Genomic DNA, 25,558 nt, shown 5'->3' on the forward strand with positions numbered 1-25,558 from the left:
CCGCCGCATAGCGACGGGGCGAAGCAACCAGGCCCGAATTAACCAACAGCATCCCTGCGGGGGGCCGGGCCTCGGCGTTTCGGTCCGCGCGGCGCCCGGGGAACTCCGGGGGCTTGGAGAGCTTGGGGGGCTCGGGGGACGTGAGGGAGCCGGGGCCGGGTGGGCGGTCCCGTCGTGTTGTCAGTGCTGTTTGGTAAGAATGCAAGTGTGAGCAGCGAGGATGGGCCGGTGGAGGGTGGGGGCGCGGGGGCGCCGCCGGAGCAGCTCGCGTTCATTCGGGAGAGTGTGCGCCAGGCGAAGGTGCCCCGGGCGAAGCCGCGGACCTGGCGGGGGGCCGCGCTGGCGGAGGAGCTGCCGGTGGCGCGGGTGCTGGTGGACAAGGGGGTGCTGCATCTCGACCGGTACTTCGACTACGCGGTGCCCCGGGAGCTGGACGCCGAGGCGCAGCCGGGGGTGCGGGTGCGGGTGCGGTTCGGCGCCGGGCGGCACCGGGTGCGGGAGGGGCGGCGAGAGGGCGGGGGGCTGATCGACGGATTCCTGATCGAGCGGCTGGCCGCGAGCGACTACTCCGGGCCGCTGGCCGCGCTGGCGCAGGTCGTGTCGCCCGAGCGGGTGCTGGACGAGGAATTGCTGGGGCTCGCCCGTGCCGTCGCCGACCGGTACGCCGGGAGCCTGGCCGATGTGCTGCAACTCGCCGTGCCACCCCGCAACGCGCGCGCCGAGGGCCGCCCCTCGCCGGAACCATCGCCGCCGCCGAAGGCACCGGAGGCGGGCACCTGGGGGCGCTACGAGAACGGGGGCGCGTTCATCGAGGCCCTCGCCTCCGGCGGCGCTCCCCGCGCGGTGTGGAACGCGCTGCCCGGACCCGAGTGGAGCGAGGAGGTGGCCCGTGCCGTCGCGGCCACGCTCGCCTCGGGGCGCGGGGCGCTGGTCGTCGTACCGGACGGGCGGGCTGTCGCGCGGGTCGACGCCGCCCTGAGCGAGGTACTGGGGCAGGGGCGGCACGCCGTGCTCACGGCGGAGGCGGGGCCCGAGAAGCGGTACCGGCAGTGGCTGGCCGTGCGGCGCGGGTCCGTGCGGGCCGTGGTGGGGACCCGGGCCGCCATGTTCGCGCCCGTGCGCGATCTCGGGCTGGTGGCCATCTGGGACGACGGCGACGACAGCCACAGCGAGCCGCACGCTCCGCAGCCCCATGCGCGTGAAGTGCTGCTGCTGCGGGCCGCACTGGACAAGTGCGCTTTCCTGCTGGGGAGTTGGAGCTGCACGGTCGAGGCCGCGCAGCTCGTGGACAGCGGCTGGGCGCGGCCCGTCGTGGCGTCCCGGGAGCGGGTGCGGGCGACCGCGCCCCTGGTGCGGACCGTCGGTGACGGGGATCTCGCGCGGGACGAGGCGGCGCGGGCCGCGCGGCTGCCCAGCCTCGCCTGGCAGGTCGTACGGGAAGGGCTGCGGCACGGGCCCGTGCTCGTGCAGGTGCCCCGGAGGGGGTACGTGCCGCGGATGGCCTGCGCGCAGTGCCGGGCGCCCGCCCGCTGCCGGCACTGTTCCGGGCCGCTGGAGGCGCACGCCCAGGGCGAGACGCTCGCCTGCGGGTGGTGCGGGCGGGAGGAGAGCGCCTGGCACTGTCCGGAGTGCGGGTCCTTCCGGCTGCGCGCGCAGATCGTGGGGGCACGCCGGACCGCCGAGGAACTGGGGCGGGCCTTTCCCGCGGTTCCGGTGCGGACCTCCGGGCGCGAGCATGTGCTGGACACGGTGCCGGGTGCGCCCGCGCTGGTCGTCAGCACACCGGGGGCCGAGCCCGTCGCCGAGGGGGGCTACGCCGCCGCCCTGCTGCTCGACGGCTGGGCGATGCTCGGACGGCCCGATCTGCGCGCCGGTGAGGACGCGCTGCGGCGCTGGATCGCCGCCGCCGCCCTGGTACGCGACCAGCCGTCCGGCGGCACCGTCGTGATCGTCGCCGAGCCGACCCTGCGGCCCGTACAGGCGCTGGTGCGCTGGGATCCCGTCGGGCACGCCGTGCGCGAGCTGGCCGAGCGGGCCGAACTGGGGTTCCCGCCCGTCTCCCGGATGGCGTCGCTCTCCGGGCCGCCCGAGGCCGTCGCCCAGTTCCTGGCCGCCGCCGAACTGCCGTCCGACGCGGAGCTGCTCGGGCCCGTACCGGTGCCGGACACGGCCCCTGGCCGCCCCCGCCGGACCGGCGCCCCGCCGCCGGGCGAGCACTGGGACCGGGTGCTGGTCCGGGTGCCGCCGGGCAGTGGCGCCGCCCTCGCCTCCGCCCTGAAGACCGCACAGGCGGCTCGGATGGCGAAGGGTGGGGGAGGGGAGGGGGCGGCGGTTCGGGTGCGGGTGGATCCGCCGGATATTGGGTGAGACGGCGGGGCCGGAGGTGGGGGAGGGGCGTGGGGGTGTGGGGGTGTGGGCGGTATTGGGGAGCGGGGGAAGCTGGGCTGCCGGGTCCGGGCTCGGGCCTTCGCCCCGGGGGTAGTGGGGCCTTCGCCCCGGAGCAGGGGAAATGTTCGCCCAGATGGCAGAATCCCGCCTCCCGGACGATGCCGGGAAGGCGGGACATCAGCAGGTGTGCGGGCGGGCGCCGCCGGTCAGCCGTTGCGGGGGCCCGGGAACGCTGTGGGGCGCGGGTCGTCCCGCAGGACCGGGCTGCCCGCGGTCGGCTGGGTCGGCATCGCGCGGGCGGCCGGTACGGTCGGCAGGGCGCCCGGCACGCCGACCGGGCGGCTGCCCGACGGCTCCGTCGCGCGTTCGGCCTCGGCGGCGGCCTGCGCGGTGGCCCGGCGGGAGCCGTAGCGGCGGTGGACCGCCTGCTTGGTGACCCCTAGGGCGGAGCCCACCGCGTCCCACGAGAAACCGAGCGAGCGGTCGAAGTCGACCGCGGCGGTGACCAGGGTCTCGACACTGTCCCGCAGTTCCTGGGCGAGACGGACCGTCGGGGCGGGGGCCCGTCCGTAGACGACGAAGCCCGTGGAGGGGCCCGAGCGGCGCGGGCGGTAGACGTTGCCCAGCTGGGCGGTGAGGGTGCGCAACGCGTCCACCTGCCGGCGGACCCGCTCGATGTCCCGCACCAGCAAGTGCAGGCTGGCCCGAGCCTGGGCGTCGTGGGTTGCGTGGTCGGCCATGAACAAGCCTCTCGAACCGGCGTTGAGGAGAAAGGATCGGGTCGCGACCGCGGCCCGTTGGTCAACTCTTTCTTGACCAACGCGTCTTCGCGCCACGGGTCACGGTCCAGGGGCGTAAGGGCATATGCGTACGCCCCCGGTGGCGGCGCGTGCGCGGGCGGCTCCGTCGCGCAGTGGCCTGCCGCTTACACTGTGCGCTGCCCGCACCGACAGCCGCGCGCGCCGCCTGTGTCGACCCCCGCCCGAGAGGCCCGATACCCCCTATGAAGCTGGTCTTCGCCGGTACCCCCGAAGTCGCCGTACCCGCGCTGGACGCCCTGCTCGCCTCCGGGCGGCACGAGGTGGCCGCCGTCGTCACGCGGCCCGACGCGCCCGCCGGGCGGGGCCGCCGACTGGTCGCCTCACCGGTGGCCGAGCGGGCGGCGGAGGCCGGCATCGAGGTGCTGAAGCCGGCGAAGCCGCGTGATGCCGACTTCCTGGAGCGGCTGCGCGCGATCGCCCCGGACTGCTGCCCCGTCGTCGCCTACGGGGCGCTGCTGCCCCGGGTCGCCCTCGACGTCCCGGCGCACGGCTGGGTCAATCTGCACTTCTCCCTGCTGCCCGCCTGGCGCGGCGCGGCCCCCGTGCAGCACTCCGTCATGGCGGGCGACGAGATCACCGGCGCGTCCACCTTCCTGATCGAGGAGGGGCTGGACTCCGGGCCGGTGTACGGGACGGTCACCGAGGTCATCCGCCCCACCGACACCAGCGGCGACCTGCTCACCCGGCTCGCCTTCGCCGGGGCCGGGCTGCTCGCCGCGACCATGGACGGCGTCGAGGACGGCACCCTGACCGCCGTACCGCAGCCCGCCGACGGTGTTTCCCTCGCCCCGAAGATCTCCGTCGAGGACGCGCACATCGACTGGGCGGCGCCCGCGTTGCGGGTGGACCGGGTGGTGCGCGGCTGCACGCCCGCGCCCGGCGCCTGGACCGTGTTCCGGGGCGAGCGGCTGAAGCTGATCCAGGTCGCGTCGCTGCCGGAGCGGAAGGAACTCGCCCCTGGGCAGCTGTCCGTCGGCAAGAACAATGTCTACGTCGGCACCGGCTCGCACGCCGTCGAGCTGCTGTGGGTGCAGGCCCAGGGCAAGAAGCCGATGCGCGCGGCCGACTGGGCACGCGGGGTGCGCGACGCCGACGGTGAGGTGCTCGGGGGGTAGCTCGCGCGAGGGTGGCTCCCGGGGCCCGGCGCGGGCGCGTGGGGCGCTCAGCGCGGGACCGGGAGGCGGCCGTCGGGGTGCTCGCGTGACCCCCGTTGGCGGCAGGGGGCGCCCGCGTGACCCCCAGGGCGGCAAGGCGCGCCCGCGTGACCCCGGTGCGGTCGGGACGCTCCGGCGCAATCCGGCTGCGCTCGCGGCGGAAACGCGCCCCGCCCCGCGACGTACGCTGGGTGCACCCCACATGCACAGATCGACGGACAGCATGCACACATCGACGGACCCCATCGACGGACCCATCCGGAGCACCTTTTCGTGAGCGACACCGCACGTCGGCCCCGCAAGCCCGGCAAACCCTACCGCCGTCCCCAGAAGGACCCCGTCCGCATCCTCGCCTTCGACGCGCTGCGCGCGGTGGACGAGCGGGACGCCTACGCCAACCTCGTCCTGCCGCCGCTGCTGCGCAAGGCACGGGAGAAGGAGGGCTTCGACGGACGGGACGCGGCGCTGGCCACGGAGCTGGTGTACGGCACGCTGCGCTGGCAGGGGACGTACGACGCGATCATCGCCGCCTGTGTGGACCGGCCGCTGCGCGAGGTGGACCCGCCGGTGCTGGACGTGCTGGCCCTGGGCGCGCATCAATTGCTCGGCACCCGGATCCCCAGTCACGCCGCGGTGTCCGCGACCGTGGAGCTGGCGCGGGTGGTGCTCGGCGACGGACGGGCCAAGTTCGTGAACGCCGTGCTGCGGAAGATCGCGCAGGACGATCTCGACGCCTGGCTGGCGCGGATCGCGCCGCCCTACGACGAGGACCCCGAGGACCATCTCGCCGTCGTGCACTCCCATCCGCGCTGGGTGGTCTCCGCGCTGTGGGACTCGCTCGGCGGGGGCCGGGCCGGGATCGAGGAGCTGCTCGCCGCCGACAACGCGCGGCCGGAGGTGACGCTGGTCGCCCGTCCCGGGCGGGCCACGACCGACGAGCTGCTGCGCGAGGAGGCCGCCGTGCCGGGGCGCTGGTCGCCGTACGCCGTGCGGCTGGCCGAGGGCGGTGAGCCCGGCGCGGTCGACGCCGTGCGCGAGGGGCGGGCCGGGGTGCAGGACGAGGGCAGCCAGCTGGTCGCGCTGGCCCTCGCGAACGCGCCCGTCGACGGCCCCGATGAGAAGTGGCTCGACGGCTGTGCCGGGCCCGGCGGCAAGGCCGCGCTGCTCGCCGCGCTCGCCGCCGGGCGGGGGGCCACCCTGCTGGCCGCCGAGCGGCAGCCGCACCGGGCCGGGCTGGTGGCGCGGGCGCTGGACGGCAACCTGGGCCCGTACCAGGTGATCACCGCCGACGGCACCCGTCCGCCGTGGCGGCCCGGCACCTTCGACCGGGTCCTGATGGACGTACCGTGCACCGGTCTCGGCGCCCTGCGCCGCCGCCCCGAGGCCCGCTGGCGGCGCCGCCCCGATGACCTCGAAGGGTTCGCCCCGCTCCAGCGCGGTCTGCTGCGCACGGCGCTGGAGTCCGTCCGGGTCGGCGGGATCGTCGGCTACGCCACCTGTTCACCGCACCTCGCGGAGACCCGCGCGGTGGTCGCGGACCTGCTCAAGCAGTTCCCCGGCGCCGACCTCATCGACGCCCGCCCGCTGCTGCCCGGCGTACCGGACCTGGGCGAGGGCCCCGACATCCAGCTCTGGCCCCACCTGCACGGCACGGACGCGATGTATCTGGCGCTGCTGCGTCGGACTGCTTGAGGGATGCTGCGGCTGTTGCGGTGCCGGGCCGCTTGGGGGTTGCGGCTGTTGCGGTGCCGGGCTGTTTGAGGGCTGCTGGCCGCCGCCGCTGCGCCGGGCCGCCTGAGGCTGCGGCCCCGCTGTTCCGGGCCGTTTGAACGGCGTTTGGTCGCTGTTGCGCCCGGGCTGTGTAAAGGTCGGGTGGCTGGCTGGCTGCTGGCCGGGCCGTCCGAAAGCCGCCCGAACCCTTGCCGTCCAGGGAGCGCCGGGCGGACGGTCGGGGTCCGCCCCGTACCCCTTGGGCCGCCCCCGAGGGTGATCAAAGCCTGTGCTGGAGCCGGAGCGATGGTCCCCGGCCCGGCCCTGCCCGTCCGGTCGCTGCTGCGTATGGCTGCTGAAGGTCGTCCGGCCGGTGTTCCGCCGGGTCGTCCGAAAGGCGCCCGTATCCCCCTGCCGCCCTCGGGGGTGCGCGAGCCCACGTCGGACGGACGGCCGGACCCCCTCGCCCGTCCCCCCGCTGCTGCGCTCGGGCCGCCTGAAGGACGTCCGGCGAGGTGCCCCCGGGCCGTCCGGAAGCCGCCCGCACCCCTGTCGCCCGGGAGGGCGCAATGCCCACCCCGGACGGACGGCCAGGTCCCCCCCCCGTACCCCCTCGGTCCACCCCCGTCCGGCATGGGACGCTTAGGGCATGCCCGTTCAGATCAGTCCCAGTATTTTGTCCGCCGACTTCGCGCGTCTTGCCGAGGAGGCCAAGGCGGTGGACGGAGCCGACTGGCTCCATGTCGACGTCATGGACAACCACTTCGTCCCGAACCTCACCCTCGGCGTGCCGGTCGTGGAGTCGCTGGCTCGTGCCACGGACACCCCGCTGGACCTGCATCTGATGATCGAGGCCCCGGACCGGTGGGCCCCGCAGTACGTGGAGGCGGGGGCCTCCTCCGTCACCTTCCACGTCGAGGCCGCCGCCGCGCCCGTGCGCCTCGCGCGCGAGATCCGCGCCAAGGGTGCCCGCGCCGCCATGGCGCTCAAGCCCGCGACCCCCATCGAGCCGTACGAGGATCTGCTCCCCGAACTCGACATGCTGCTGATCATGACGGTCGAGCCCGGCTTCGGCGGGCAGGCGTTCCTCGACATCATGCTGCCGAAGATCCGCCGGACCCGTGAGCTGATCGCCAAACACGGACTTGAACTCTGGCTCCAGATCGACGGCGGGGTGTCGGCGGCCACGATCGAGCGGTGCGCCGAGGCCGGCGCGGACGTCTTCGTCGCCGGTTCGGCCGTCTACGGGGCCGCCGACCCGGCCGACGCGGTCCGTGCCCTGCGCACTCAGGCCGAGTCGGCCACCGCCCGCGCCTCCTGGGCGTGCGCGCACCAGCACGGGGCGTGACGGCCGCCCGCCCGCGTTCCAGTGGACCACCGGCACCGGTAACACCACCCACCTGCACGGTCCGGGGTGGACCACCCACCCCGGGGCCGGCGGTCGGACCGGTCCGGGAACCGCCCGACCGGGCAGACACCCGGCCAAGGAAATGTGAACGGCTCCCATCAGGGCTGATCAACTCCGCCGAATCTGCGAGGATGAACGGCGAATCCAGAATGTGAACAGCAGTGAGGAGAACGCCGTGTCGGGTATGTCGGCGGGCCGGTCAGCCATGCGGATGGGACCCGCTGAGCTGGTCCAGGCGGCGGCCATGGCCCGCCGCTTCTACCTTGAGGGCAAATCGAAGATCCAGATCGCGGAGGAGTTCGGCGTCAGCCGCTTCAAGGTGGCCCGGGTCCTGGAGACCGCCCTCGAACGGGATCTCGTACGCATCGAGATCCGCGTCCCGGCCGAGCTGGACGCCGAGCGCTCCGACGCGCTGCGCGCCCGCTACGGTCTGCGGCACGCCGTGGTGGTCGAGTCCCCGGCCGAGGCCGAGGAGACCCCCGACCCCGAGAACCTCGGCGAGGTCGCCGCGGAGCTGCTCGCCGAACTCGTCAACGAGGGCGATGTGCTGGGCCTGGCCTGGGGCCGGTCCACCATCCACATGGCCGCCGCGCTGGACAGACTGCCGCCGTGCACGGTGGTGCAGCTGACCGGGGTCTACGACGCCGGGACCTCCGAGCGCGGCTCGGTGGAGGCCGTGCGCCGCGCCGCCCAGGTGTCCGGTGGCGACGCCCACCCGATCTACGCGCCGATGCTGCTGCCGGACGCGGCCACCGCGACGGCGCTGCGCCAGCAGACCGGCCTCGCGCGAGCCTTCGAGTACTTCGACAAGGTCACCGTGGCCTGTGTGTCCATCGGCTCCTGGGAGCCCGGCATCTCGACCGTGCACGACATGCTCAGCGACGAGGAGCGCGCGCACTACGCCTCGCTCGGCGTCGCCGCCGAGATGGCCGCGCACCTCTTCGACTCCGAGGGCCGCCGGATCGGGCGGGACCTCGGGGAGCGGTGCATCACGGTCAGGGCGGGCCAGCTGCGCCGGGTGCCGGAGGTCGTCGCCATCGCGGGCGGCCAGCGCAAGGCGGCGGCGATCGACGCCGTACTGCGCTCGGGGCTGGTCACCAGCCTGGTCACGGACACCTCGGCGGCCGACTACCTGATGACGGCCGGCGGCCCGCCGCGCTCCGCGCTGAACCGGGCGGACCCCGACGGACTCTGATGGCCCCGACAAGGACGAAGGCGGTTCCGGCATGACGGCAGTCGTGGTGAGCCTCGACCTCGGCGGGGTCACCGACAAGGCCGGGCTGATGGACCGCTGCGCCCGCGCGCTGGCGCTGCCCGACTGGTTCGGGCGGAACTGGGACGCGCTGGCCGACAGTCTCGCCGACCGTGAGCTGTGGCCGGGGGAGTCGGTGGAGCGGGGGCTGCTGATCGTCGTACGGAACTGGGAGGCGTACGCCGCCGCGCGGCCCAGGGAGTGGGAGACGGCCGTTGAGGTGTTCGGGCAGGCGGCCGGTGCGGGGGCGGGGCTGACCGTCGCGCTGGCGCTTGGAGGAAGCTCCTAGACGTGGGCTGACCAGGCTGGATGATGTGACCTGGTGGGGCGTTCCGGGCGGCATGGGACACTGAAGTACGTGCTCTTCCCCCTGGCTGTCCTGTCCGGGGGCCGCCTCTGAACGACTGGGATGTGCAGCACGTGCGTTTCCTCAACGACATCCGGCCCTCGTACGACCTGACGTACGACGACGTCTTCATGGTGCCGAGCCGGTCCGCCGTCGGCTCGCGGCAGGCCGTGGACCTCAGCTCCCCGGACGGCACGGGCACCACGATTCCGCTGGTCGTCGCCAATATGACCGCCATCGCCGGGCGGCGCATGGCGGAGACGCTGGCCCGGCGGGGCGGGCTCGTGGTCCTGCCGCAGGACATTCCGCTCGATGTGGTCGCCGAGGTCGTCGCCTGGGTCAAGAGCCGCCATCTCGTCCTGGACACACCGATCGTGCTCGCCCCGCACCAGACCGTCGCCGACGCGCTGGCGCTGCTGCCCAAGCGGGCGCACAACGCGGGCGTCGTGGTCGATGAGCACCAGCGGCCCATCGGGGTCGTCACCGACCAGGATCTGACCGGCGTCGACCGGTTCACCCAGCTCGAAGTGGTCATGTCCAAGGATCTTGTGCTGCTCGACGCGGACATCGATCCGCGCGAGGCGTTCAACCGGCTGGACGGCGCCAACCGGCGGTACGCGCCCGCCGTGGACCGGGAGGGCAGGCTGGCCGGCATCCTCACCCGTACCGGCGCGCTGCGCGCCACGCTCTACACCCCGGCCGTGGACGCCGACGGCAAGCTGCGGATCGCCGCCGCTGTCGGGATCAACGGCGAGGTCGCGCGCAAGGCCGAGCGGCTGATCGCCGCGGGCGTCGACACCCTCGTCATCGATACGGCGCACGGCCATCAGGAGTCGATGATCAGCGCGGTCAAGCTGGTCCGGGACCTGGACCCGCGGGTGCCGATCGTCGCCGGGAACATCGTGTCCGCCGAGGGCGTCAAGGATCTGGTCGAGGCCGGTGCCGACATCATCAAGGTCGGGGTCGGTCCCGGCGCGATGTGCACCACCCGGATGATGACCGGGGTCGGCCGGCCGCAGTTCTCGGCGGTGCTGGAGTGCGCGGCGGAGGCGAGGAAGTACGGCAAGCACGTATGGGCCGACGGCGGGGTCCGCCACCCGCGCGATGTGGCGATGGCGCTGGCCGCCGGGGCGTCCAATGTGATGGTCGGCTCCTGGTTCGCGGGCACCTACGAGTCGCCCGGCGACCTTCAGCAGGACGCCGGAGGCCGGTTCTACAAGGAGTCCTTCGGCATGGCCTCCGCGCGTGCCGTGGCCAACCGGACCTCCGAGGAGTCGGCGTACGACCGGGCCCGCAAGGCGCTGTTCGAGGAGGGCATCTCCACCTCCCGGATGTTCCTGGACCCGGACCGGCCCGGCGTCGAGGACCTGATCGACTCGATCATCGCGGGCGTCCGCTCCTCCTGCACCTACGCGGGCGCCGCCTCCCTGGAGGAGTTCGCCGAGAAGGCGATTGTCGGCATCCAGAGCGCGGCGGGTTACGCGGAGGGCAAGCCGCTGCACGCGAGCTGGAGCTGAGCCGTCCCGGGGGCATATCTCTTTCGCCCGCCCATGGGCCGACGCCCCCGGTCGTCCCTTGCGCCCTCCTGACCAGGGAGGTGCGGGGATCGAGGAGGGGGCCGGTGCCGTGTTCTACTTCCTCCGTGCTCAACGATCTCGACGAACGCATCCTGCACGCCCTCGCCGAGGACGCCCGCCGCTCCTTCGCGGACATCGGGCAGCTCGTCGGTCTGTCCGCGCCCGCCGTGAAGCGCCGGGTGGACCGGCTGCGGGCGACGGGCGCCATCACCGGCTTCACGGTACGGGTGGATCCGTCGGCGCTCGGCTGGCAGACCGAGGGGTTCGTGGAGATCTACTGCCGGGGCAACACCTCGCCGGAGACCATCCGGCGGGGCCTGGAGCGCTACCAGGAGATCGTGGCCGCCTCCACCGTCACCGGTGAGGCCGATGCCGTCGCGCAGGTGTTCGCCTCCGACATGCGGCATTTCGAGCGGGTGCTGGAGCGGATCGCCGGGGAGCCGTTCGTTGAGCGGACCAAGTCGGTGCTGGTGCTGTCGCCGCTGCTGAGACGGTTCTCGTCGGGGGCGCCGAGCTGAGGGGGGCGGTGCGCGGGCGGTACGGGGACGGGGCGGGTACGGGGGGCGCGGACCCGTTGGGGGCCGGAGACGGGGCGACGCAATGAATCGCCGTCCCGCCCCCGATCCACGCAATGATCCGCGCACCGGCGCGCAACGGCCCCTTCTTGTCCGCGTCTGACCCCGCCTTTACCGTTTTGGGAGACCCCCGCACCCGGCCACCCCGGCGCCCTTCCGGTCGCCCGGCGGTGCGTGCGGGCCGTACCCATGCACCCGGCCCCCGCCGCAGCACCCCGCAAGGAGCCCGTACCCCATGACGTCCACCGTGCCCAACGCCGTCGAGCACGCCGGGGAGCGGCAGCCGCCGATCACCATGTTCGGTCCGGACTTCCCGTACGCGTACGACGATTTCCTCGCGCATCCGGCGGGGCTCGGCCAGCTACCGGCGACCGGGCACGGCACCGAGGTCGCCGTCATCGGCGGCGGGCTGTCCGGCATCGTCGCCGCGTACGAGCTGATGAAGATGGGCCTCAGGCCAGTCGTGTACGAGGCCGACCGGATCGGCGGGCGGCTGCGGACCGTCGGTTTCGAGGGGCCGGGCACCGAGGGGCTCACCGCCGAGATGGGCGCGATGCGTTTCCCGCCCTCCTCCACCGCCCTCCAGCACTACATCGACCTGGTCGGGCTGACCACCCGGCCCTTCCCCAACCCGCTCGCCGAGGCCACCCCGTCGACCGTCGTCGACCTCAAGGGCGAGTCGCACTACGCCGAGACCGCAGCCGACCTCCCACCCGTCTACCGCGAGGTCGCCGACGCCTGGAACCGGTGCCTGGAGGAGGGCGCCGACTTCTCCGACATGAACCGCGCCCTGCGCGAGCGGGACGTACCGCGCATCCGCGAGATCTGGGCCCGGCTGGTGGAGCGGCTCGACAACCAGACGTTCTACGGCTTCCTCTGCGACTCCGACGCCTTCGCGTCCTTCCGGCACCGCGAGATCTTCGGCCAGGTCGGCTTCGGCACCGGCGGCTGGGACACCGACTTCCCCAACTCCATCCTGGAGATCCTGCGGGTCGTCTACACCGAGGCCGACGACCACCACCGGGGCATCGTCGGCGGCTCCCAGCAACTGCCGCTGCGGCTCTGGGAGCGCGAGCCGCACAAGATCGTGCACTGGGCGCTCGGCACCTCGCTCGCCTCCCTGCACCAGGACGGCGTGCCCCGGCCCGCCGTCACCCGGCTGCACCGCACCGCCGGGAACCGGATCACCGTCACCGACGCCGACGGCGACATCCGTACGTACCCGGCGGCGGTCTTCACCGCCCAGTCCTGGATGCTGCTCTCCCAGATCGCCTGCGACGACGCGCTGTTCCCGATCGACCACTGGACCGCCATCGAGCGCACCCACTACATGGAGTCCAGCAAGCTGTTCGTCCCCGTCGACCGGCCGTTCTGGCGGGACAAGGACCAGGACACCGGGCGGGACCTGATGTCCATGACGCTCACCGACCGGATGACCCGCGGTACCTATCTGCTGGACGACGGTCCGGACCGACCGGCCGTGATCTGTCTCTCGTACACCTGGTGCGACGACAGTCTGAAGTGGCTGCCGCTGTCCGCGCACGAGCGGATGGAGGTCATGCTGAAGTCGCTCGGCACGATCTATCCCGGCGTCGACATCCGCAAGCACATCATCGGCAACCCGGTGACCGTGTCCTGGGAGAACGAGCCGTACTTCATGGGCGCGTTCAAGGCCAACCTGCCCGGTCACTACCGCTACCAGCGGCGCCTGTTCACCCACTTCATGCAGGACCGGCTGCCCGCCGACAAGCGGGGCCTCTTCCTGGCCGGTGACGACATCTCCTGGACGGCGGGCTGGGCCGAGGGCGCCGTGCAGACCGCGCTGAACGCGGTCTGGGGCGTGATGCACCACCTCGGCGGCACGACCGACCCGGCCAACCCCGGCCCCGGCGATCTGTACGACGAGATCGCGCCGGTCGAACTCCCGGAGGATTGAGCGGAGTTCAGCCCGGCAGCGGCGTCAGCATCATGCGGCCCGCGAAGCCGACCGCCGCGTCCAGGCGGTCGGTGAACTCCCCGGCCACGTCCGGCAGGGCCCGCAGCCCCCACAGCGCCCGCGCCGCCGCCCAGGCGGAGTCCAGGGCCCGCTCCAGGCTCCACGCGCCCAGCAGATGGGTCAGCGGATCGGCGATCCGGAGCAGATCGGGACCCGGCATCAGATCCTCGCGGACGCGCTCCTCCAGCGCTGCGAGGAGAGCGCCCACCCGGTCGAACTCGTCCTCCAGGCCGGCCGGAGCGCAGTCGAGCGTACGGCAGGCGTCCACCACGGCGAGCGCCAGATCGTGCCCGATGTGCGCATTTACCCCGGCCAGCGCGAACTGCAACGGGCGTACGCCGGGATGGCGGCGGAGCTGGAACAGCGGACGCCAGCAGGCGGGCGGACGGTGCCCCTGTGCCGCCGCGTCGACGGCTGTCAGATAGCGCTCGGTGAGGCGTACGGCCAGGGTGGCCGCCCCTCGTGGATCGGCGCGGCGTATGTCCAGGGTGGTCGCTGTCCCCGGATCGGTGGGGCGTATGTCCAGGGTGGTCGCTGTCCCCGGATCGGTGGGGCGTATGTCCAGGGTGGTCGCTGTCCCCGGATCGGTGGGGCGTATGTCCCGCGTGGTCGCCGCCCCCGGGTCCGTGAACCGGCCGGTGCCGATGTCCCCGTGCACGGCCTGGGTGGCCGCGAGATAGACGCGGTTGAAGACGGCGACCCCGTCCCGCGCGGGCAGGGTCGCGTCGAGAGTGCGCATCCGTGCGACCACCGTGCCGACGGGTGTGGTGAGGTGTTCCAACGGCGCCATGGGGGCAGGGTCCCAGCCTTGGGTCGGCCACGGTGCCCAAGGGCCCGCCGCTTCCCCAGAACGGGGGACGCGGCCGTCGCGGTGGGGGACGAAGGCCGGGGACGAGGGGGATCGTACGGTGACAGGCTCACGTGCGCGGCGTCTGGCGGCCCGTCGGGCGGCGCGCAGGCGTGCGGCCGGGCGGCACGCCATGGTCGTGGCGGCGTCGGTGGTGATGACGGTCGGCGCGGTCGCCGGGCTGCTGGCGGCGAGCGGGGAGCCGCCCCGCCCGGACGAGGCCGGACCCGCCGAGGTCACCGGCACTCCGCGCGTCGAACGCCACCCCGTGCCACCCTCGCCCTCGCGGTCGGCGGTCACGCCCTCCGCGTCCGCCTCGCCGTCATCCGGTCCCACCCCGGAACGAACGGCGACGCCGACGCCCGTGCCCCCACCCAGCAGTCCCCCCGCGACCGAGCCCCGGACCACCCCCGCCCCCTCCCGTCTCTACCGTCACCCCGAGTCGCAGGTGCTGGACTGGGTCCGGGACAACCCCGGCGATCCACGCGCCGACCTGATCGAATCGGCGATAGCCGCCCGCCCGGCGGCGGTGTGGTTCCCCGACGACACGCCCGGCACCCTCACCGGCCGGGTCCGCGAGGTCACCTCCGGCGCCGCCGCGCAGGACCGGGTCCCGGTGCTGGTGCCGTACGCCGTCCCGGACCGTGACTGCGGCGGGCACTCCCAGGGCGGGGCGCCGGATCTCGCCGCCTACGACGCGTGGATCGATGCCTTCGCCGCCGGGCTCGGGGACGCCGAGGTCATCGTGATCCTGGAGCCGGACTCGATCGCGCAGTCCGGCTGTCTGTCCGAGGACGAGCGCGCCGACCGGTTCGCCTCGCTGGCCCGCGCGGGCCGGGTGCTGAAGGCCGCCAACCCGCGGGCCCGCGTGTACTACGACGCCGGGCACTCCGGCTGGCACGCCCCCGCCGATCAGGCCGCGCTGCTGCGGCAGGCGGGCGCGGCCTCGCCCGAGTCCTCCGACGGGATCTTCAGCAATGTCTCCAACTTCCACCGCACGGCCGACGAGATCGGCTACGCCCGCCAGGTGCTGGACGCCCTCGGCGGCCCCGACGGGCTCGGCGCGGTCATCGACACCAGCCGCAACGGCAACGGCGCCCCGGCCGACGGCGAGTGGTGCGACCCCGCCGGGCGGCTGCTCGGCACGGCGCCCACGCTCAGCACCGGCGAGGCCCGCGTCGACGCCTACCTGTGGGTGAAGCTCCCCGGCGAGTCCGACGGGTGCAAGGGCACGCCGGGCACGTTCACCCCGTCGTACGCCTACGACTTGGCGCGCGGCGTCTGACCGTCGCCGCCCGGCGTGTCGTACGAACTGGTGCCCTCGTCCAGCAGGGGTTCCTGTGTCTTGAGGTGGGCGGGGGCGAAGGCGCGCAGGGCGTGGTAGCCGGTGATGACGACGAGGGTGCCGAGCGCGATGCCGCTGAGCGAGAAGTTGTCGCTGATCTTCAGGGAGACATTGCCGACGCCGATGATGATGCCGGCGGCGGCCGGGACCAGGTTCAGCGGATTGCGCAGGTCGACGTCGGCGTTGATCCAGATCTGCGCGCCGAGCAGGCCGATCATGCCGTACAGGATGACGGTGATGCCGCCGAGGACCCCGCCGGGGATCGCGGCGACGATCGCGCCGAACTTCGGGCACAGGCCGAACAGCAGGGCGAAACCGGCGGCGGCCCAGTAAGCGGCCGTCGAGTAGACGCGGGTCGCGGCCATCACGCCGATGTTCTCGGAGTACGTGGTGTTGGGCGGGCCGCCGACCGCCGTCGACAGCATGGAGCCGACGCCGTCGGCGGAGATCGCCGTACCGAGCTTGTCGTCGAGGGAGTCGCCGGTCATCTCGCCGACCGCCTTGACGTGCCCGGCGTTCTCCGCGACCAGCGCGATCACGACCGGCAGCGCGACCAGGATCGCGGACCACTCGAAGGACGGGCCGTGGAAGGCGGGCAGCCCGATCCAGTCGGCCTGGCCGACGGCGGAGAAGTCCAGCCGCCAGTGGTCGGTGACCTGGCCGCTCGCGTCGACCGAGTGGATCGGGCCGAAGATCCGGTCGAACGCCCAGGAGACGCCGTACCCGAAGAGCAGGCCCAGGAAGATCGCGATCCGGGACCAGAAGCCGCGCAGACACACCACCGCGAACGCGGTGAACAGCATCACCAGCAGAGCGGTCCACTGGTCCTGCGGCCAGTAGGTGGACGCGGTGACCGGGGCGAGATTGAAGCCGATCAGCATCACCACCGCGCCGGTCACGACCGGCGGCATCGCCGCGTGGATGATCCGCGCCCCGAACCGCCGCACCGCGAGCCCTACGAGGAACAGCGCGGCGCCGACCACGAAGACCGCGCCGGTCACCGTGGCGCTGCTGCCGCCCTGCGCGCGGATGACGGCGGCGACCCCGACGAACGACAGCGAGCAGCCGAGGTAGCTCGGCACCTTTCCGCGCGTCGCCAGCAGGAACACGACCGTCGCGACGCCCGACATCATGATGGCCAGATTCGGGTCCAGGCCCATCAGGACCGGGGCGACGAAGGACGCGCCGAACATGGCGACCACATGCTGGGCGCCGAGTCCGGCGGTGCGCGGCCAGGTCAGCCGCTCATCGGGCCGGACCACCGCACCGGGCGCCGGGGTGCGTCCGTCACCGTGCAGTTTCCAGCGGACGCCGAGATCCATGGCAGGGGTCGCTTTCGTCGTGCGTGCAGGTCAGGGTCATTGTCGGGGGTGGGGAGGGGAGGTCGGTGACCGGGGCGGGGGGCTCTGGGTCGGGGGTGGGGGAGGTAAGGGGAGGGGCGTGGAGGGGGCCACCGCCGGTCAGCCGGGTACGACGCCCCCGTGCCGGGTCCACACCGGACGCCAGGTGCCCGGCTCCGCCGCCGCGCGTCCCGGCTGGACCGTGGCGAAATGGGCGCGCAGCGGGGGCAGCGCCGGGTGCGGGTTCTCGGCGTGCCAGACCAGGAAGTGCGGGTAGACCGGCGTGGGGTCGCACACCGGGACGAGCCGCATGTCGTAGCCGGTGGGCCAGACCAGCGGGGTGCGCTCGCCGAGGAAGGTCGCGAGGGTGGTGGAACCGGCGATGGTGTCGATGAGGGCCTCGACACCGAAGTTGGGGCCGATGGTGTCGATGGTCAGCCCGAAGGCGGCGGCCAGTTCCTCGTAGTAGGCGGACCACTCCGTGCCGGGCGCGTTGCCCGGCATCCAGATGCGGTGCCCGGCGAGTTCCGCCAGGGCGACGGAGGCCGCGCCCGCGAACTCGTGCCCGGGGCCGGTGAACAGCAGCAGCGGCTCGTCCAGCACCGGCACCGCCGCGATGCCGTCCGGCAGCCGCTGCCCCGGCATGGTCACCGCGCGGAAGGTCGCGTCGATCGTGCCGTTCCGGACGGCGGTGATCGCCGCCTCGGCGCTGGGCAGCGTCACCACGTCCAGGGCGATCTCCGGGTACCGCCGGTGGAAGTCGTGCAGCACCCCGGCCAGCGACAGCCGCCGCCCGATCACATCGACACGCAGGGCCCGGCTGCCGGGCCGTACCGCCGCCGCGGCCCGCTCCTCGGCGAGCAGCAGGGCACGCGCGTGCGGCAGGAACGCCTGCCCGTCGATGGTGAGTTCGGCGCCCCGGGCGGTCCGGGTGAGCAGCCGCACCCCGACGTCCCGCTCCAGCGCGGCGATCCGCTTGGACACGGCCTGCTGGGTGAGCACCAGATCCACGGCGGCCTTCTGGAACTGCCCGCTGTCGGCGACGGCGACAAAGGTGCGTACGGCGTTGAGGTCCACGCGCTCACCCTAGGAGAACAACGAACGGTTGTGACGCGCGGGTTGTCCTGTTGTGTGATCCGGCCCGGCGACCGGCGCTTCGATGGCTGAATCAACCGTGTCTGACCAGCTACGACACACCCGGCGAGGTGACCCGTCCAGGCCGGGGTTTCTCTCCCCTCCGCACAACCACCGCGAGACCCGACGACGCCCAGGAACCGAGGAACCGCGCCGACGTCAGGGCTGCGGCTCGGCAACCGCCGGGCTCGGCCCCGTCACCCTCGGCCGCTCCCGGTCACCCGAGCGCAGGACCTTGGCGAAGACGACCAGGCCGCTCGACAGCAAGGTCACCAGGGCGAAGGAGATCACCAGGCTGGTCAGCTGGGCCAGCCCGCCGATCGCGCTGGGCGCGACCAGACCCGAGGTGTACGTGATGGTCGCGACGCCCGCGATGGCCTGGCTCGGGTTGGGCCCGCTGCGCCCGGCGGCGGCGAAGCACAGCGGTACGACCACCGCGATGCCCAGCCCCATCAGGGCGAAGCCGGTCATGGCGACGGCCGGGTGGCCGCCGAGGACGATCAGCAGACCGCCGACCACGGCGAGGAACCCGCCGGAGCGGACCGTGCGGACCGAGCCGTAGCGGTCCACGACCTTGTCACCGGCCAGCCGGGCCACCGCCATGGTGAGGGTGAAGCCGGTCGTGCAGGCCGCCGCGAGCCCGGCCGAGCTGCCGAGCTGGTCCTCCAGATAGATCGCCGACCAGTCCAGGCTGGCGCCCTCCGCGAACACCGCGCAGAACCCGACCGCGCCGATCAGCACCGCCGACTTGGGCGGCAGCGCGAACCGCGGCGGCGGCTCCTCGTTCTCGGCGGGCTGGAGATCCAGTACCCAGGTGCAGGCGATGAGCCCCAGCATCGTGAGCACCCCGGCGGCGATCACATGGTGCAGCCGGGCGTCCGTGCCCAGGTGCGCGGCCAGAGTGCCGCCCGCCGAGCCGATCAGGGCGCCGACGCTCCACATGCCGTGCAGGCCGGACATGATCGAGCGGCCGAGGCGGTTCTCTATCTCGACGCCGAGCGCGTTCATGGCCACGTCCGCCATGCCGGAGGTCGCGCCGTACACGAACAGGGCGAGGCAGAGGGTGGCCATGTTCGGCGACAGCGACGGCAGGATCAGGGAGAGCGTCCACAGGGCCAGCAGGGCGCGCAAGGCGGTCCGGGCGCCGAAACGGTGACTGATCCGGCCCGCCAGCGGCATCGCCAGCGAGGCGCCGAGCGCCGGGAACGCCAGCGCGAGGCCCAGCTGGCCCGCGCTCACCCCGGCGTGGTCCTGGATCCACGGCACCCGGGTCGCGAACGACCCGGTCACCGATCCATGGACCAGGAACACCGCCGCCACGGCGTACCGCGCGTGCCGCACGGCACGCTGATCGTGGCTGCCCTTGGCCGTCCCGCTCATGCTGGGACCCTCCCCGTTGTGTGTCGTCCCATTCGACGCCGTAAACTATCAGGGTCCCTGCCTGATAGATAGGGGAATTTCGGCGGCCGTGATCGGCGCGGCCCTCGCCATCTGGGAGGATCCCGGCATGCCCGCATCCCCGAGCACCGCCCGGGTCATCAACGACCGGCTCGCCCTGCGTCTGCTCCAGGACGAGGGGCCGTTGACGGCGGGTCAGCTCAAGCAGCTGACCGGACTGTCCCGGCCGACCGTGGCCGACCTGGTGGAGCGGCTCACCGCCGCCGGGCTGGTCGAGGTGGTGGGCGAGGCGGGGGAGCAGCGGCGTGGCCCGAACGCCCGGTTGTACGGGATCGTCGCCGGGCTCGCCCATCTCGCCGCGGTCGACGCCCGCACGGAGGGCCTCTCGGTGATCGTCTCCGATCTGCTCGGGGAGGTGCTGGCCCGGGCCGCCGTGCCGATCGGGGGTGACCTCGGGACCGGGCCCGCCGTGGAGCAGGCGGTGGCGCTGGTCGAGCGGACCGCCAAGGAGGCCGGGGCCGACCGGCTGCACACCGTGGGGATCGGCGCCCCGGGCCTGATCGACCCGGCGACCGGTGAGCTGCGTGACTCCACGGGCCTGCCCGCCTGGCACCGCAGACTGGCGGCGGCCCTCCAGGAACGGCTGCCCGAGGCCCGGGTGACCGTCGAGAACGAGACGAATCTCGCCGCCGTCGCCGAGCGGCGCGACGGTGCCGCCCGCGACCGGGACACCTTCGTGCTGCTCTGGCTCGGCCATGGCGCCGGTGCCGCGGTCGTCCTCGACGGCATCCTGCGCCGCGGTGCCTCCGGCGGTACCGGCGAGATCGGCTTCCTCCCGGTCCCGGGCACCTCGGGCCTGCCGTCGGCGCGGGACTGCGAGGGCGGCTTCCACTCCCTGGCGGGCTCGGCGGCGATCGAACGCCTCGCGGCGGAACACGGTCTCACGGCGGCCCCGCCGGCACCGGGCGAACTCCCGGCCGCCGCTGTCGTCCGCGCGGCGGCGCGGTCCGGTACCCCGGACGCCGCCCGTTTCCTCGACGTCCTCGCCGACCGCATCGCCATCGGCGTCGCCTCGGTCGCCGCCATCCTGGACCCCGGCTGGGTGGTCCTGGGCGGCGAGGTGGGCCGGGCGGGCGGCCCCGAACTGGCCACGAGGGTCGAGTCCCGTATCCGCCGCATGTCCCCCCTGACGACGGAGGTCCGCCCCAGCGAACTCGGCGGCGACGCGGTCCTCAGAGGCGCCCTCCTCACAGCCCGAGAGCAGGCCCAGGACACGGTCTTCGCCCCGCAGGACCGGTAGACGACCCCCTGTTGCCAGTTCTTTTTTTCAGGGGCACGGGGATTGCGGCTTCTGGGGGAGTGGGGGCGCGATTTTCAGGGACGCGAGGGCGAGGCTCTTAGGGGCGCGGGGAACTGCGCGAGCAACCACGACGAACGGAAAGCCGCCACACAGCCCGCACCACCCCCACCCCCACGCGCCCACCCCTCACCCGTCACCCGTCACCCCCCGAACCTCTCCACCAGGTACTCCTCGAACGTCCCCTTCCCCACGCCCCCCTCCGCCACCAGATGCCCCCCACCCCGAAACCCCCGATACACCCGCCCGCCCAACCGCACCTCAACCACCCGCCGCCGCTTCCCCACCGCGCCCAGGTACGCCCCCGCCAGCGACGCGAACGACCGCACCTCGGGCCCACCCATGTCCGCCACCCGCCCCCGAGGCGCCCCCACCGCCAGCCCCGCCAGCCGGTCCGCGACCTCGGCCACCGCGATCGGCTGATCGCTCACCCTCGACGGCACGAACATCACCGGCGCCTTCGCCAGCACCGCACACACCCCGGCGACCAGATCGTGGAACTGCGTGGCCCGCAGCACGGTCCACCCCAGCCCCGACCCCTCCACCAGCCGCTCCACCGCCAGCTTGGTCCGGTAGTAGCCGAGCGGCACCCGGTCGACGCCGACGATGGAGATATAGACGAGATGCCGGACACCCGCCGCCCGCGCCGCCCCGATCAGCCGCGCCGCCGCCTTCTCATCACCCCCGCGAGGCGTGCTCGCGCAGTGCACAACGGTGTCCGTCCCGGCGACGGCCGCGTCCAACGCGGCACCGCCCACCCGCAGATCGACGGCGTACGGCCGGGCGTGCCGACTGAGCACCCGCACCTCGTGCCCCTCCGCGCGCAGCCGCTCGACGACGAGCCGGCCGAGCGTTCCGGTACCGCCGGTCACCACAATCGTGCTCATGCTGTTCAGTCCCTTCCGGACACCGCGCGCCCCGGCCGGGGCCGCCCTGTGCCGGTTCAGACCGAACGGCCCCCGCAGATGTGACAGCGGCCCCGCCGCGAAGGCGAAGGTCGACGCCCGCGAAGGCGAAGGTCGACCCCCGCGAGGGCGAAGGTCGACCCCCGCGAAGGCGACACCGGCGCACCCGGCGCCTAGGAAGCGCCCAGCTGACGCCGTACGAATTCCAGCTTGTCCGGGTTGACCACGGCCCGCACGTCGGTGATCCGGCCGTCCCGGATGTCGAACCCGGCGACCGCCACGACCCGCTCCCCGTCCCAGACGACCAGCGCGCTTCCGCCGTTGATCTCCGCGGCCGTGTAGCGGAGGCCGGACATGAGCCGCTGCCCGCCGCCGGTGAGGAACCGCGCGACCTTGAGCCGGCCCTCGATGGGCCGGGGGGCCGCGACGGCCTTGCCGCCGCCGTCGCCCCACCAGGTGACGTCGTCGGCGAGCAGTTTCTCCAGACCGGCGAGATCACCCTCGCGGGCGGCGGTGAGGAAGGAGGCGACGAGTTCCGCCTGCCGCTCGGGGGCGGGCTCGAAGCGGCTGCGCTCGGCGGAGATGTGCTGGACGGCCCGCCGGTAGAGCTGACGGCAGTTGGCCTCGCCGAGGTCGAGCACCTCGGCGATCTCCCGGTGGCCGTACCCGAACGCCTCGCGCAGTACGTACACCGCGCGCTCGTTCGGGGTGAGCCGCTCCAGCAGGACCAGCATCGCCAGCGACACGGCGTCGCGCTGCTCGGCGGATTCGAGCGGACCGAGGGTGCCGTCGGAGGTGAGCACCGGCTCGGGCAGCCAGGTGCCGACGTACCGCTCACGGCGGGCGCGGGCGGAGGTCAGCCGGGTGAGACAGAGGTTGGTGACGACCTTGGCGAGCCAGGCCGCCGGGTGCTCGATCCGGTCGTGGTCGGCGCCGCTGAAGCGCAGATAGGCGTCCTGGACGATGTCCTGGGCCTCGTCGGCCGAGCCGAGCATCCGGTAGGCCAGCCCGAACATCCGGGGCCGGTGGCTCTCGAAGACTTCCACGCCGGTCGACATGGACCCAGCCTGCCAGAACGGCCCCCGGGCAGCGCGCCGGGGGCCGTACGGGGTTGGGGGGACCCGGCGGCGGGCAAGGGCCGTCGTCACCGCCGCCGGGTCCGTCGGGTGGTGCGGGGTCAGCAGGTCCCCTGGTCCTGCCAGACCCCCCATTCACCGGTGGTGCCGGGCTCCTCGCCCTTCGTCCACCACTTGGCCTTCCAGGTGTGCCCCTTGTGGGACACGACCGTGTTGCTGCCGTACTCGGCGGTCGCGCTCCACGCGGCCGGGACGCACGGGCCGGTCGGGGTCGGCGTCGGGGTGCCGCCCGTACCGCCGCCCGGCTCGATCACGGTGGTGCCGCGGGCCAGGTCACCGGCCAGCGCGTAGGTCCTGCCGCCGAAGGTCACCGTCCAGTTGGAGGGCGTCGACACCGGCATGTAGTAGACGAAGTCCAGCTCGACAAAGGCGCCGGGCGCCAGCGTCTGCCAGGCCGGGAGCTTCAGCGACACGCGGTGGAAGTCGCCCTTCAGGCCGCCGACATTGCTGCCGGTGTGACCGCTGCTGACCACCGAGGTGCCCCACCCGGACTGGTCCTTGGCGTTGTCCGGCGCGGAGGTCGCGTAGTCGAACTGGAACTCCGTGCCGCCGGGCAGTGTCGCCGTCGTGTTGTTGGTGATCTTCAGCTTGGGGCTGATGGGGTAGTTGGTGTCCCCGAGCGGGAACTGCCCGAACTCCACATCGACCTTGACCGCCTCGGTGGGCAGCGCGATGTCCGACTTCTTGGCCCCGTAGGGAGTGGCCGTCTTGTACTTGTCGTACATCAGGGAGATCAGGGTGTCGCCGGCCTCGTACTGGCCCGTGGCCGCGTTCCAGTCGTAGTCGCCGGCCAGCTCCCAGATCATGGTGCCGCCCAGGCCGTTGTCGACCACGTAGTCGGCCTTGACGCCGATGGACTGCTCGTCCTCGGTGGAGATGAACACCTTCTTCTCGGCGTTCCACAGCCAGGGCGCGGCCAGGGTCGGGTCGTACTTGCGGACGTACGTGCCGGTCAACTGGGTGTCCGCGGGCAGCCCGAACTGGGGCAGATAGTCGGGGACGATCCCCTTCTCCAGGTTCTTGGCGTGCCACATCGGATTGAACCCGGCCGGGGCCTCCAGCCCGCCCGTGTCCTTGTCGTGCCAGATGTTGTCGATGCCGACGGCACCGTCACCACACGTGGTCAGCCCCGACCCGGCCGGGCAGGTGGTCGCGGACGCCTTGCCCCACAGCCCGTCGGTACCGCCCTGGACGTTCTTCCAGCCCCGGGTGTAGGTCGGCACCCCGATGTTGATCCGCCCGGCCGGCATCGACCCGCGGAAGTAGTGGTACGCCCAGTCGGTGTTCAGATACCCGATCCCGCCGTACTGGGTGGTGGTGTAGATGCCGGAGGCCGCCAGCTCGGGGTCCTTGCCGTCGTCGTAGAGAGCGGCGTTCGGCCCGACATGCTCGTTCCAGGTGCCGTGCAGGTCGTACGACATGATGTTGACGTAGTCCAGGTACTTCTGGACCTGGAAGGTCTCCATCCCGCGCAGCAGATAGCCGGAGGAGGGCGCGGCCACGGTCAGCAGATAGTGCTTGCCGTCGGCGGCGCTCGCGCGGTCCAGCTTCTCGCGCAGGGTCTTCATGAGGGCGGCATAGCTCTTGTTCAGCCCGGCGCGGTGGGCGTTGGCCACCGGCCAGTCGGCGGGATTTCCGGCGTTGACCATGGAGGTCGGGTACTCGTAGTCGATGTCGAGCCCGTTGAAGCCGTAGGTGCGCAGGAATTCGACCGCGGAGTCGGCGAAGGTGTCGATGCCGGCCTGGTTGACCGAGCCGTCCGTGTTGGTGGTCGTCTTGTAGAAGCCGGCGCTGTCGGCCCAGCCGCCGACCGAGATCAGCGTCTTGACGTCCGGGTGCTGCTTCTTGAACTTGGTCAGCAGGTTGAAGTGGCCCTGGTAGGGCAGCGCCGGGTCCATCTCGGCGCCGGGGACGCCGGGGAAGGTGATGCCGGTGTTGGGGTTGTCCGCCCCGGCCGCGCCGATGCTGATCTTGTTGGCCGAGTCGATGCCCGCGAACGCGTAGTTGATGTGGGTGATCTTGTCCCACGGGATGTCGCTGGCGAGGTAGGCGGGCCTGCCGTCCTGGCCGGTGCGCCAGTTGGCGAAGTAGCCGATGATCCGGCGCTGGTGGTCCGCGCCCAGTTTCTCGCGGCCCTCGGTGTCGTAGACCGAGCAGTAGGGCACCTCGACGCCGGGCGTGCGGTAGAGGCCGTCGGGGCGACAGGACTCCTGGTCGGCGGCGTGCGAGACATTCGCCGGGAGCCCGGCGAGCAGCAGACCCGCGACCGCTGCGGCGGCGGCGAGCAGGGCGGGTCTCGCGCGGCCGGCGGACGGGATGCGTGAGGGGGACGGCACAGTCGGTTCCTCTCCACGGAAGTTGCGACGGACCCTAGAGAGGACTAGACCATTGCGTCAATAGGTATGGACCAATTGCAATGGCCCGGGATCGGCGGCGAGTTGAGCTGGGATTGTGTGGGGGAGGTGTGCGGGCGATGGGAGAAAGATGGGAGATGCCTGTGATTCCGGGGCGGCGGGCCGTGGCAGCAGGTTCCCGGGTGAGGGGCCCCCGGCGAAGCCCCTTCGGGCACCCTTCAGGCACCCTTGAGACGGCCTTGAGACTCCCTTCAGGCAGCCCTTGTGAGTCAGCCCACAAAGCGTCGCCCGTATGGATGTCGCGCTGCCGTGGCACACTGGCTGAGTAACAACAGCAGCGCACTCCGGGGTCGGTGAAAGTCCGAACCGGCGGTTACAGTCCGCGACCCGGTCGCCTCCAGCGGCCGGTTGACCAGGTGAAATTCCTGGACCGACGGTTAAAGTCCGGATGGGAGGCAGTGCGCGGCGAGCGAGTGTGTCCAGTGCGTCGCCGTCGAGAGTTCCGTCCGTCGTCC

The 25,558-nt window shown here is 73.0% G+C and carries 19 protein-coding genes and 1 riboswitch; of the genes, 11 read left to right on the forward strand and 8 right to left on the reverse strand.

Going from position 1 to position 25,558, the window contains the following annotated elements:
• Positions 1-207 precede the first annotated feature (207 nt).
• A complete protein-coding gene (locus tag ACFRFC_RS32015; RefSeq protein ID WP_382693068.1) occupies positions 208-2,367 on the forward strand; it encodes a primosomal protein N' in 2,160 nt (719 codons plus the stop codon).
• A gap of 227 nt (positions 2,368-2,594) precedes the next feature.
• Here ACFRFC_RS32015 and ACFRFC_RS32020 read toward each other — a convergent pair whose 3' ends face one another.
• On the reverse strand, positions 2,595-3,128 hold the full coding sequence (locus ACFRFC_RS32020) for a hypothetical protein (protein ID WP_382693070.1): 534 nt from the start codon (positions 3,126-3,128) through the stop codon (positions 2,595-2,597).
• A 263-nt stretch (positions 3,129-3,391) separates the two neighbouring features.
• Between ACFRFC_RS32020 and fmt the strand changes: the two genes are divergently transcribed.
• The 8 genes from fmt (at position 3,392) to ACFRFC_RS32060 (ending at position 13,167) form a co-directional block, all read left to right on the forward strand.
• Positions 3,392-4,324, forward strand: a complete 933-nt coding sequence (gene fmt / locus ACFRFC_RS32025; protein ID WP_382693072.1) for a methionyl-tRNA formyltransferase — start codon at positions 3,392-3,394, stop codon at positions 4,322-4,324.
• A 312-nt stretch (positions 4,325-4,636) separates the two neighbouring features.
• Positions 4,637-6,055: an RsmB/NOP family class I SAM-dependent RNA methyltransferase gene (locus ACFRFC_RS32030; protein ID WP_382693074.1), complete on the forward strand. Its 1,419-nt coding sequence runs from the start codon at positions 4,637-4,639 to the stop codon at positions 6,053-6,055.
• 667 nt (positions 6,056-6,722) lie between these two features.
• A complete protein-coding gene (gene rpe / locus ACFRFC_RS32035) occupies positions 6,723-7,421 on the forward strand; it encodes a ribulose-phosphate 3-epimerase (protein WP_382693075.1) in 699 nt (232 codons plus the stop codon).
• A 211-nt stretch (positions 7,422-7,632) separates the two neighbouring features.
• On the forward strand, positions 7,633-8,676 hold the full coding sequence (locus ACFRFC_RS32040; RefSeq protein ID WP_382693077.1) for a sugar-binding transcriptional regulator: 1,044 nt from the start codon (positions 7,633-7,635) through the stop codon (positions 8,674-8,676).
• A gap of 31 nt (positions 8,677-8,707) precedes the next feature.
• A complete protein-coding gene (locus ACFRFC_RS32045) occupies positions 8,708-9,022 on the forward strand; it encodes a barstar family protein (protein ID WP_382693079.1) in 315 nt (104 codons plus the stop codon).
• A gap of 131 nt (positions 9,023-9,153) precedes the next feature.
• A complete protein-coding gene (locus tag ACFRFC_RS32050) occupies positions 9,154-10,596 on the forward strand; it encodes a GuaB1 family IMP dehydrogenase-related protein (protein ID WP_382693137.1) in 1,443 nt (480 codons plus the stop codon).
• Between the two features lie 125 nt (positions 10,597-10,721).
• Complete coding sequence (locus ACFRFC_RS32055; protein ID WP_382693139.1) at positions 10,722-11,174, forward strand: Lrp/AsnC family transcriptional regulator; 453 nt, start codon at positions 10,722-10,724, stop codon at positions 11,172-11,174.
• A 292-nt stretch (positions 11,175-11,466) separates the two neighbouring features.
• Positions 11,467-13,167 (forward strand): flavin monoamine oxidase family protein, encoded by a 1,701-nt coding sequence (locus ACFRFC_RS32060; RefSeq protein WP_382693081.1) that lies wholly within the window; start codon positions 11,467-11,469, stop codon positions 13,165-13,167.
• A gap of 7 nt (positions 13,168-13,174) precedes the next feature.
• Here the strand turns inward: ACFRFC_RS32060 and ACFRFC_RS32065 are convergent, their stop codons facing one another.
• Complete coding sequence (locus ACFRFC_RS32065) at positions 13,175-14,017, reverse strand: DUF5995 family protein (protein ID WP_383112672.1); 843 nt, start codon at positions 14,015-14,017, stop codon at positions 13,175-13,177.
• Between the two features lie 190 nt (positions 14,018-14,207).
• Between ACFRFC_RS32065 and ACFRFC_RS32070 the strand changes: the two genes are divergently transcribed.
• A complete protein-coding gene (locus ACFRFC_RS32070) occupies positions 14,208-15,359 on the forward strand; it encodes a glycoside hydrolase family 6 protein (RefSeq protein WP_382693142.1) in 1,152 nt (383 codons plus the stop codon).
• Here the strand turns inward: ACFRFC_RS32070 and ACFRFC_RS32075 are convergent.
• The 3 genes from ACFRFC_RS32075 to ACFRFC_RS32085 all read right to left on the reverse strand — a co-directional run bounded on the left by ACFRFC_RS32075 (position 15,335) and on the right by ACFRFC_RS32085 (position 19,273).
• Positions 15,335-16,741 (reverse strand): uracil-xanthine permease family protein, encoded by a 1,407-nt coding sequence (locus ACFRFC_RS32075; protein ID WP_382693085.1) that lies wholly within the window; start codon positions 16,739-16,741, stop codon positions 15,335-15,337. The genes ACFRFC_RS32070 and ACFRFC_RS32075 overlap by 25 nt on opposite strands.
• Positions 16,742-16,879: 138 nt before the next feature.
• Positions 16,880-17,836, reverse strand: coding sequence for a LysR family transcriptional regulator (locus ACFRFC_RS32080; RefSeq protein ID WP_382693087.1), 957 nt, complete (start codon positions 17,834-17,836; stop codon positions 16,880-16,882).
• A gap of 216 nt (positions 17,837-18,052) precedes the next feature.
• A complete protein-coding gene (locus ACFRFC_RS32085) occupies positions 18,053-19,273 on the reverse strand; it encodes an MFS transporter (protein WP_382693089.1) in 1,221 nt (406 codons plus the stop codon).
• A gap of 127 nt (positions 19,274-19,400) precedes the next feature.
• Between ACFRFC_RS32085 and ACFRFC_RS32090 the strand changes: the two genes are divergently transcribed.
• Entirely contained in the window at positions 19,401-20,591 is a 1,191-nt protein-coding gene (locus ACFRFC_RS32090; protein WP_382693091.1) for an ROK family transcriptional regulator, read from the forward strand.
• Positions 20,592-20,791: 200 nt separating this feature from the next.
• On the opposite strand, the gene ACFRFC_RS32095 is transcribed toward ACFRFC_RS32090, so the two are convergent.
• From ACFRFC_RS32095 to ACFRFC_RS32105, 3 genes are all read right to left on the reverse strand, one after another.
• Positions 20,792-21,535: an SDR family oxidoreductase gene (locus ACFRFC_RS32095; protein WP_382693093.1), complete on the reverse strand. Its 744-nt coding sequence runs from the start codon at positions 21,533-21,535 to the stop codon at positions 20,792-20,794.
• A gap of 191 nt (positions 21,536-21,726) precedes the next feature.
• The gene (locus tag ACFRFC_RS32100) at positions 21,727-22,611 is read right to left on the reverse strand and encodes an RNA polymerase sigma-70 factor (protein ID WP_382693095.1); all 885 of its coding nucleotides are present in this window, start codon (positions 22,609-22,611) and stop codon (positions 21,727-21,729) included.
• Positions 22,612-22,730: 119 nt separating this feature from the next.
• Positions 22,731-25,025, reverse strand: a complete 2,295-nt coding sequence (locus ACFRFC_RS32105; RefSeq protein ID WP_382693096.1) for a chitinase C-terminal domain-containing protein — start codon at positions 25,023-25,025, stop codon at positions 22,731-22,733.
• A 353-nt stretch (positions 25,026-25,378) separates the two neighbouring features.
• Positions 25,379-25,509: riboswitch (FMN riboswitch) on the forward strand.
• Positions 25,510-25,558: the final 49 nt, after the last annotated feature.

Source organism: Streptomyces sp. NPDC056734 (assembly GCF_042790455.1).
Classification (GTDB): Bacteria; Actinomycetota; Actinomycetes; order Streptomycetales; family Streptomycetaceae; genus Streptomyces.

Excerpts from the sequence above, each read along its gene's own strand:
- ACFRFC_RS32020 (WP_382693070.1), bottom strand. The coding sequence starts at position 3,128 with ATGGCCGACCACGCAACCCACGACGCCCAGGCTCGGGCCAGCCTGCAC.
- fmt (WP_382693072.1), top strand. The coding sequence starts at position 3,392 with ATGAAGCTGGTCTTCGCCGGTACCCCCGAAGTCGCCGTACCCGCGCTG.
- rpe (WP_382693075.1), top strand. The coding sequence starts at position 6,723 with ATGCCCGTTCAGATCAGTCCCAGTATTTTGTCCGCCGACTTCGCGCGT.
- ACFRFC_RS32045 (WP_382693079.1), top strand. The coding sequence starts at position 8,708 with ATGACGGCAGTCGTGGTGAGCCTCGACCTCGGCGGGGTCACCGACAAG.
- ACFRFC_RS32060 (WP_382693081.1), top strand. The coding sequence starts at position 11,467 with ATGACGTCCACCGTGCCCAACGCCGTCGAGCACGCCGGGGAGCGGCAG.
- ACFRFC_RS32065 (WP_383112672.1), bottom strand. The coding sequence starts at position 14,017 with ATGGCGCCGTTGGAACACCTCACCACACCCGTCGGCACGGTGGTCGCA.
- ACFRFC_RS32070 (WP_382693142.1), top strand. The coding sequence starts at position 14,208 with ATGGTCGTGGCGGCGTCGGTGGTGATGACGGTCGGCGCGGTCGCCGGG.
- ACFRFC_RS32075 (WP_382693085.1), bottom strand. The coding sequence starts at position 16,741 with ATGGATCTCGGCGTCCGCTGGAAACTGCACGGTGACGGACGCACCCCG.
- ACFRFC_RS32085 (WP_382693089.1), bottom strand. The coding sequence starts at position 19,273 with ATGAGCGGGACGGCCAAGGGCAGCCACGATCAGCGTGCCGTGCGGCAC.
- ACFRFC_RS32090 (WP_382693091.1), top strand. The coding sequence starts at position 19,401 with ATGCCCGCATCCCCGAGCACCGCCCGGGTCATCAACGACCGGCTCGCC.
- ACFRFC_RS32095 (WP_382693093.1), bottom strand. The coding sequence starts at position 21,535 with ATGAGCACGATTGTGGTGACCGGCGGTACCGGAACGCTCGGCCGGCTC.
- ACFRFC_RS32100 (WP_382693095.1), bottom strand. The coding sequence starts at position 22,611 with ATGTCGACCGGCGTGGAAGTCTTCGAGAGCCACCGGCCCCGGATGTTC.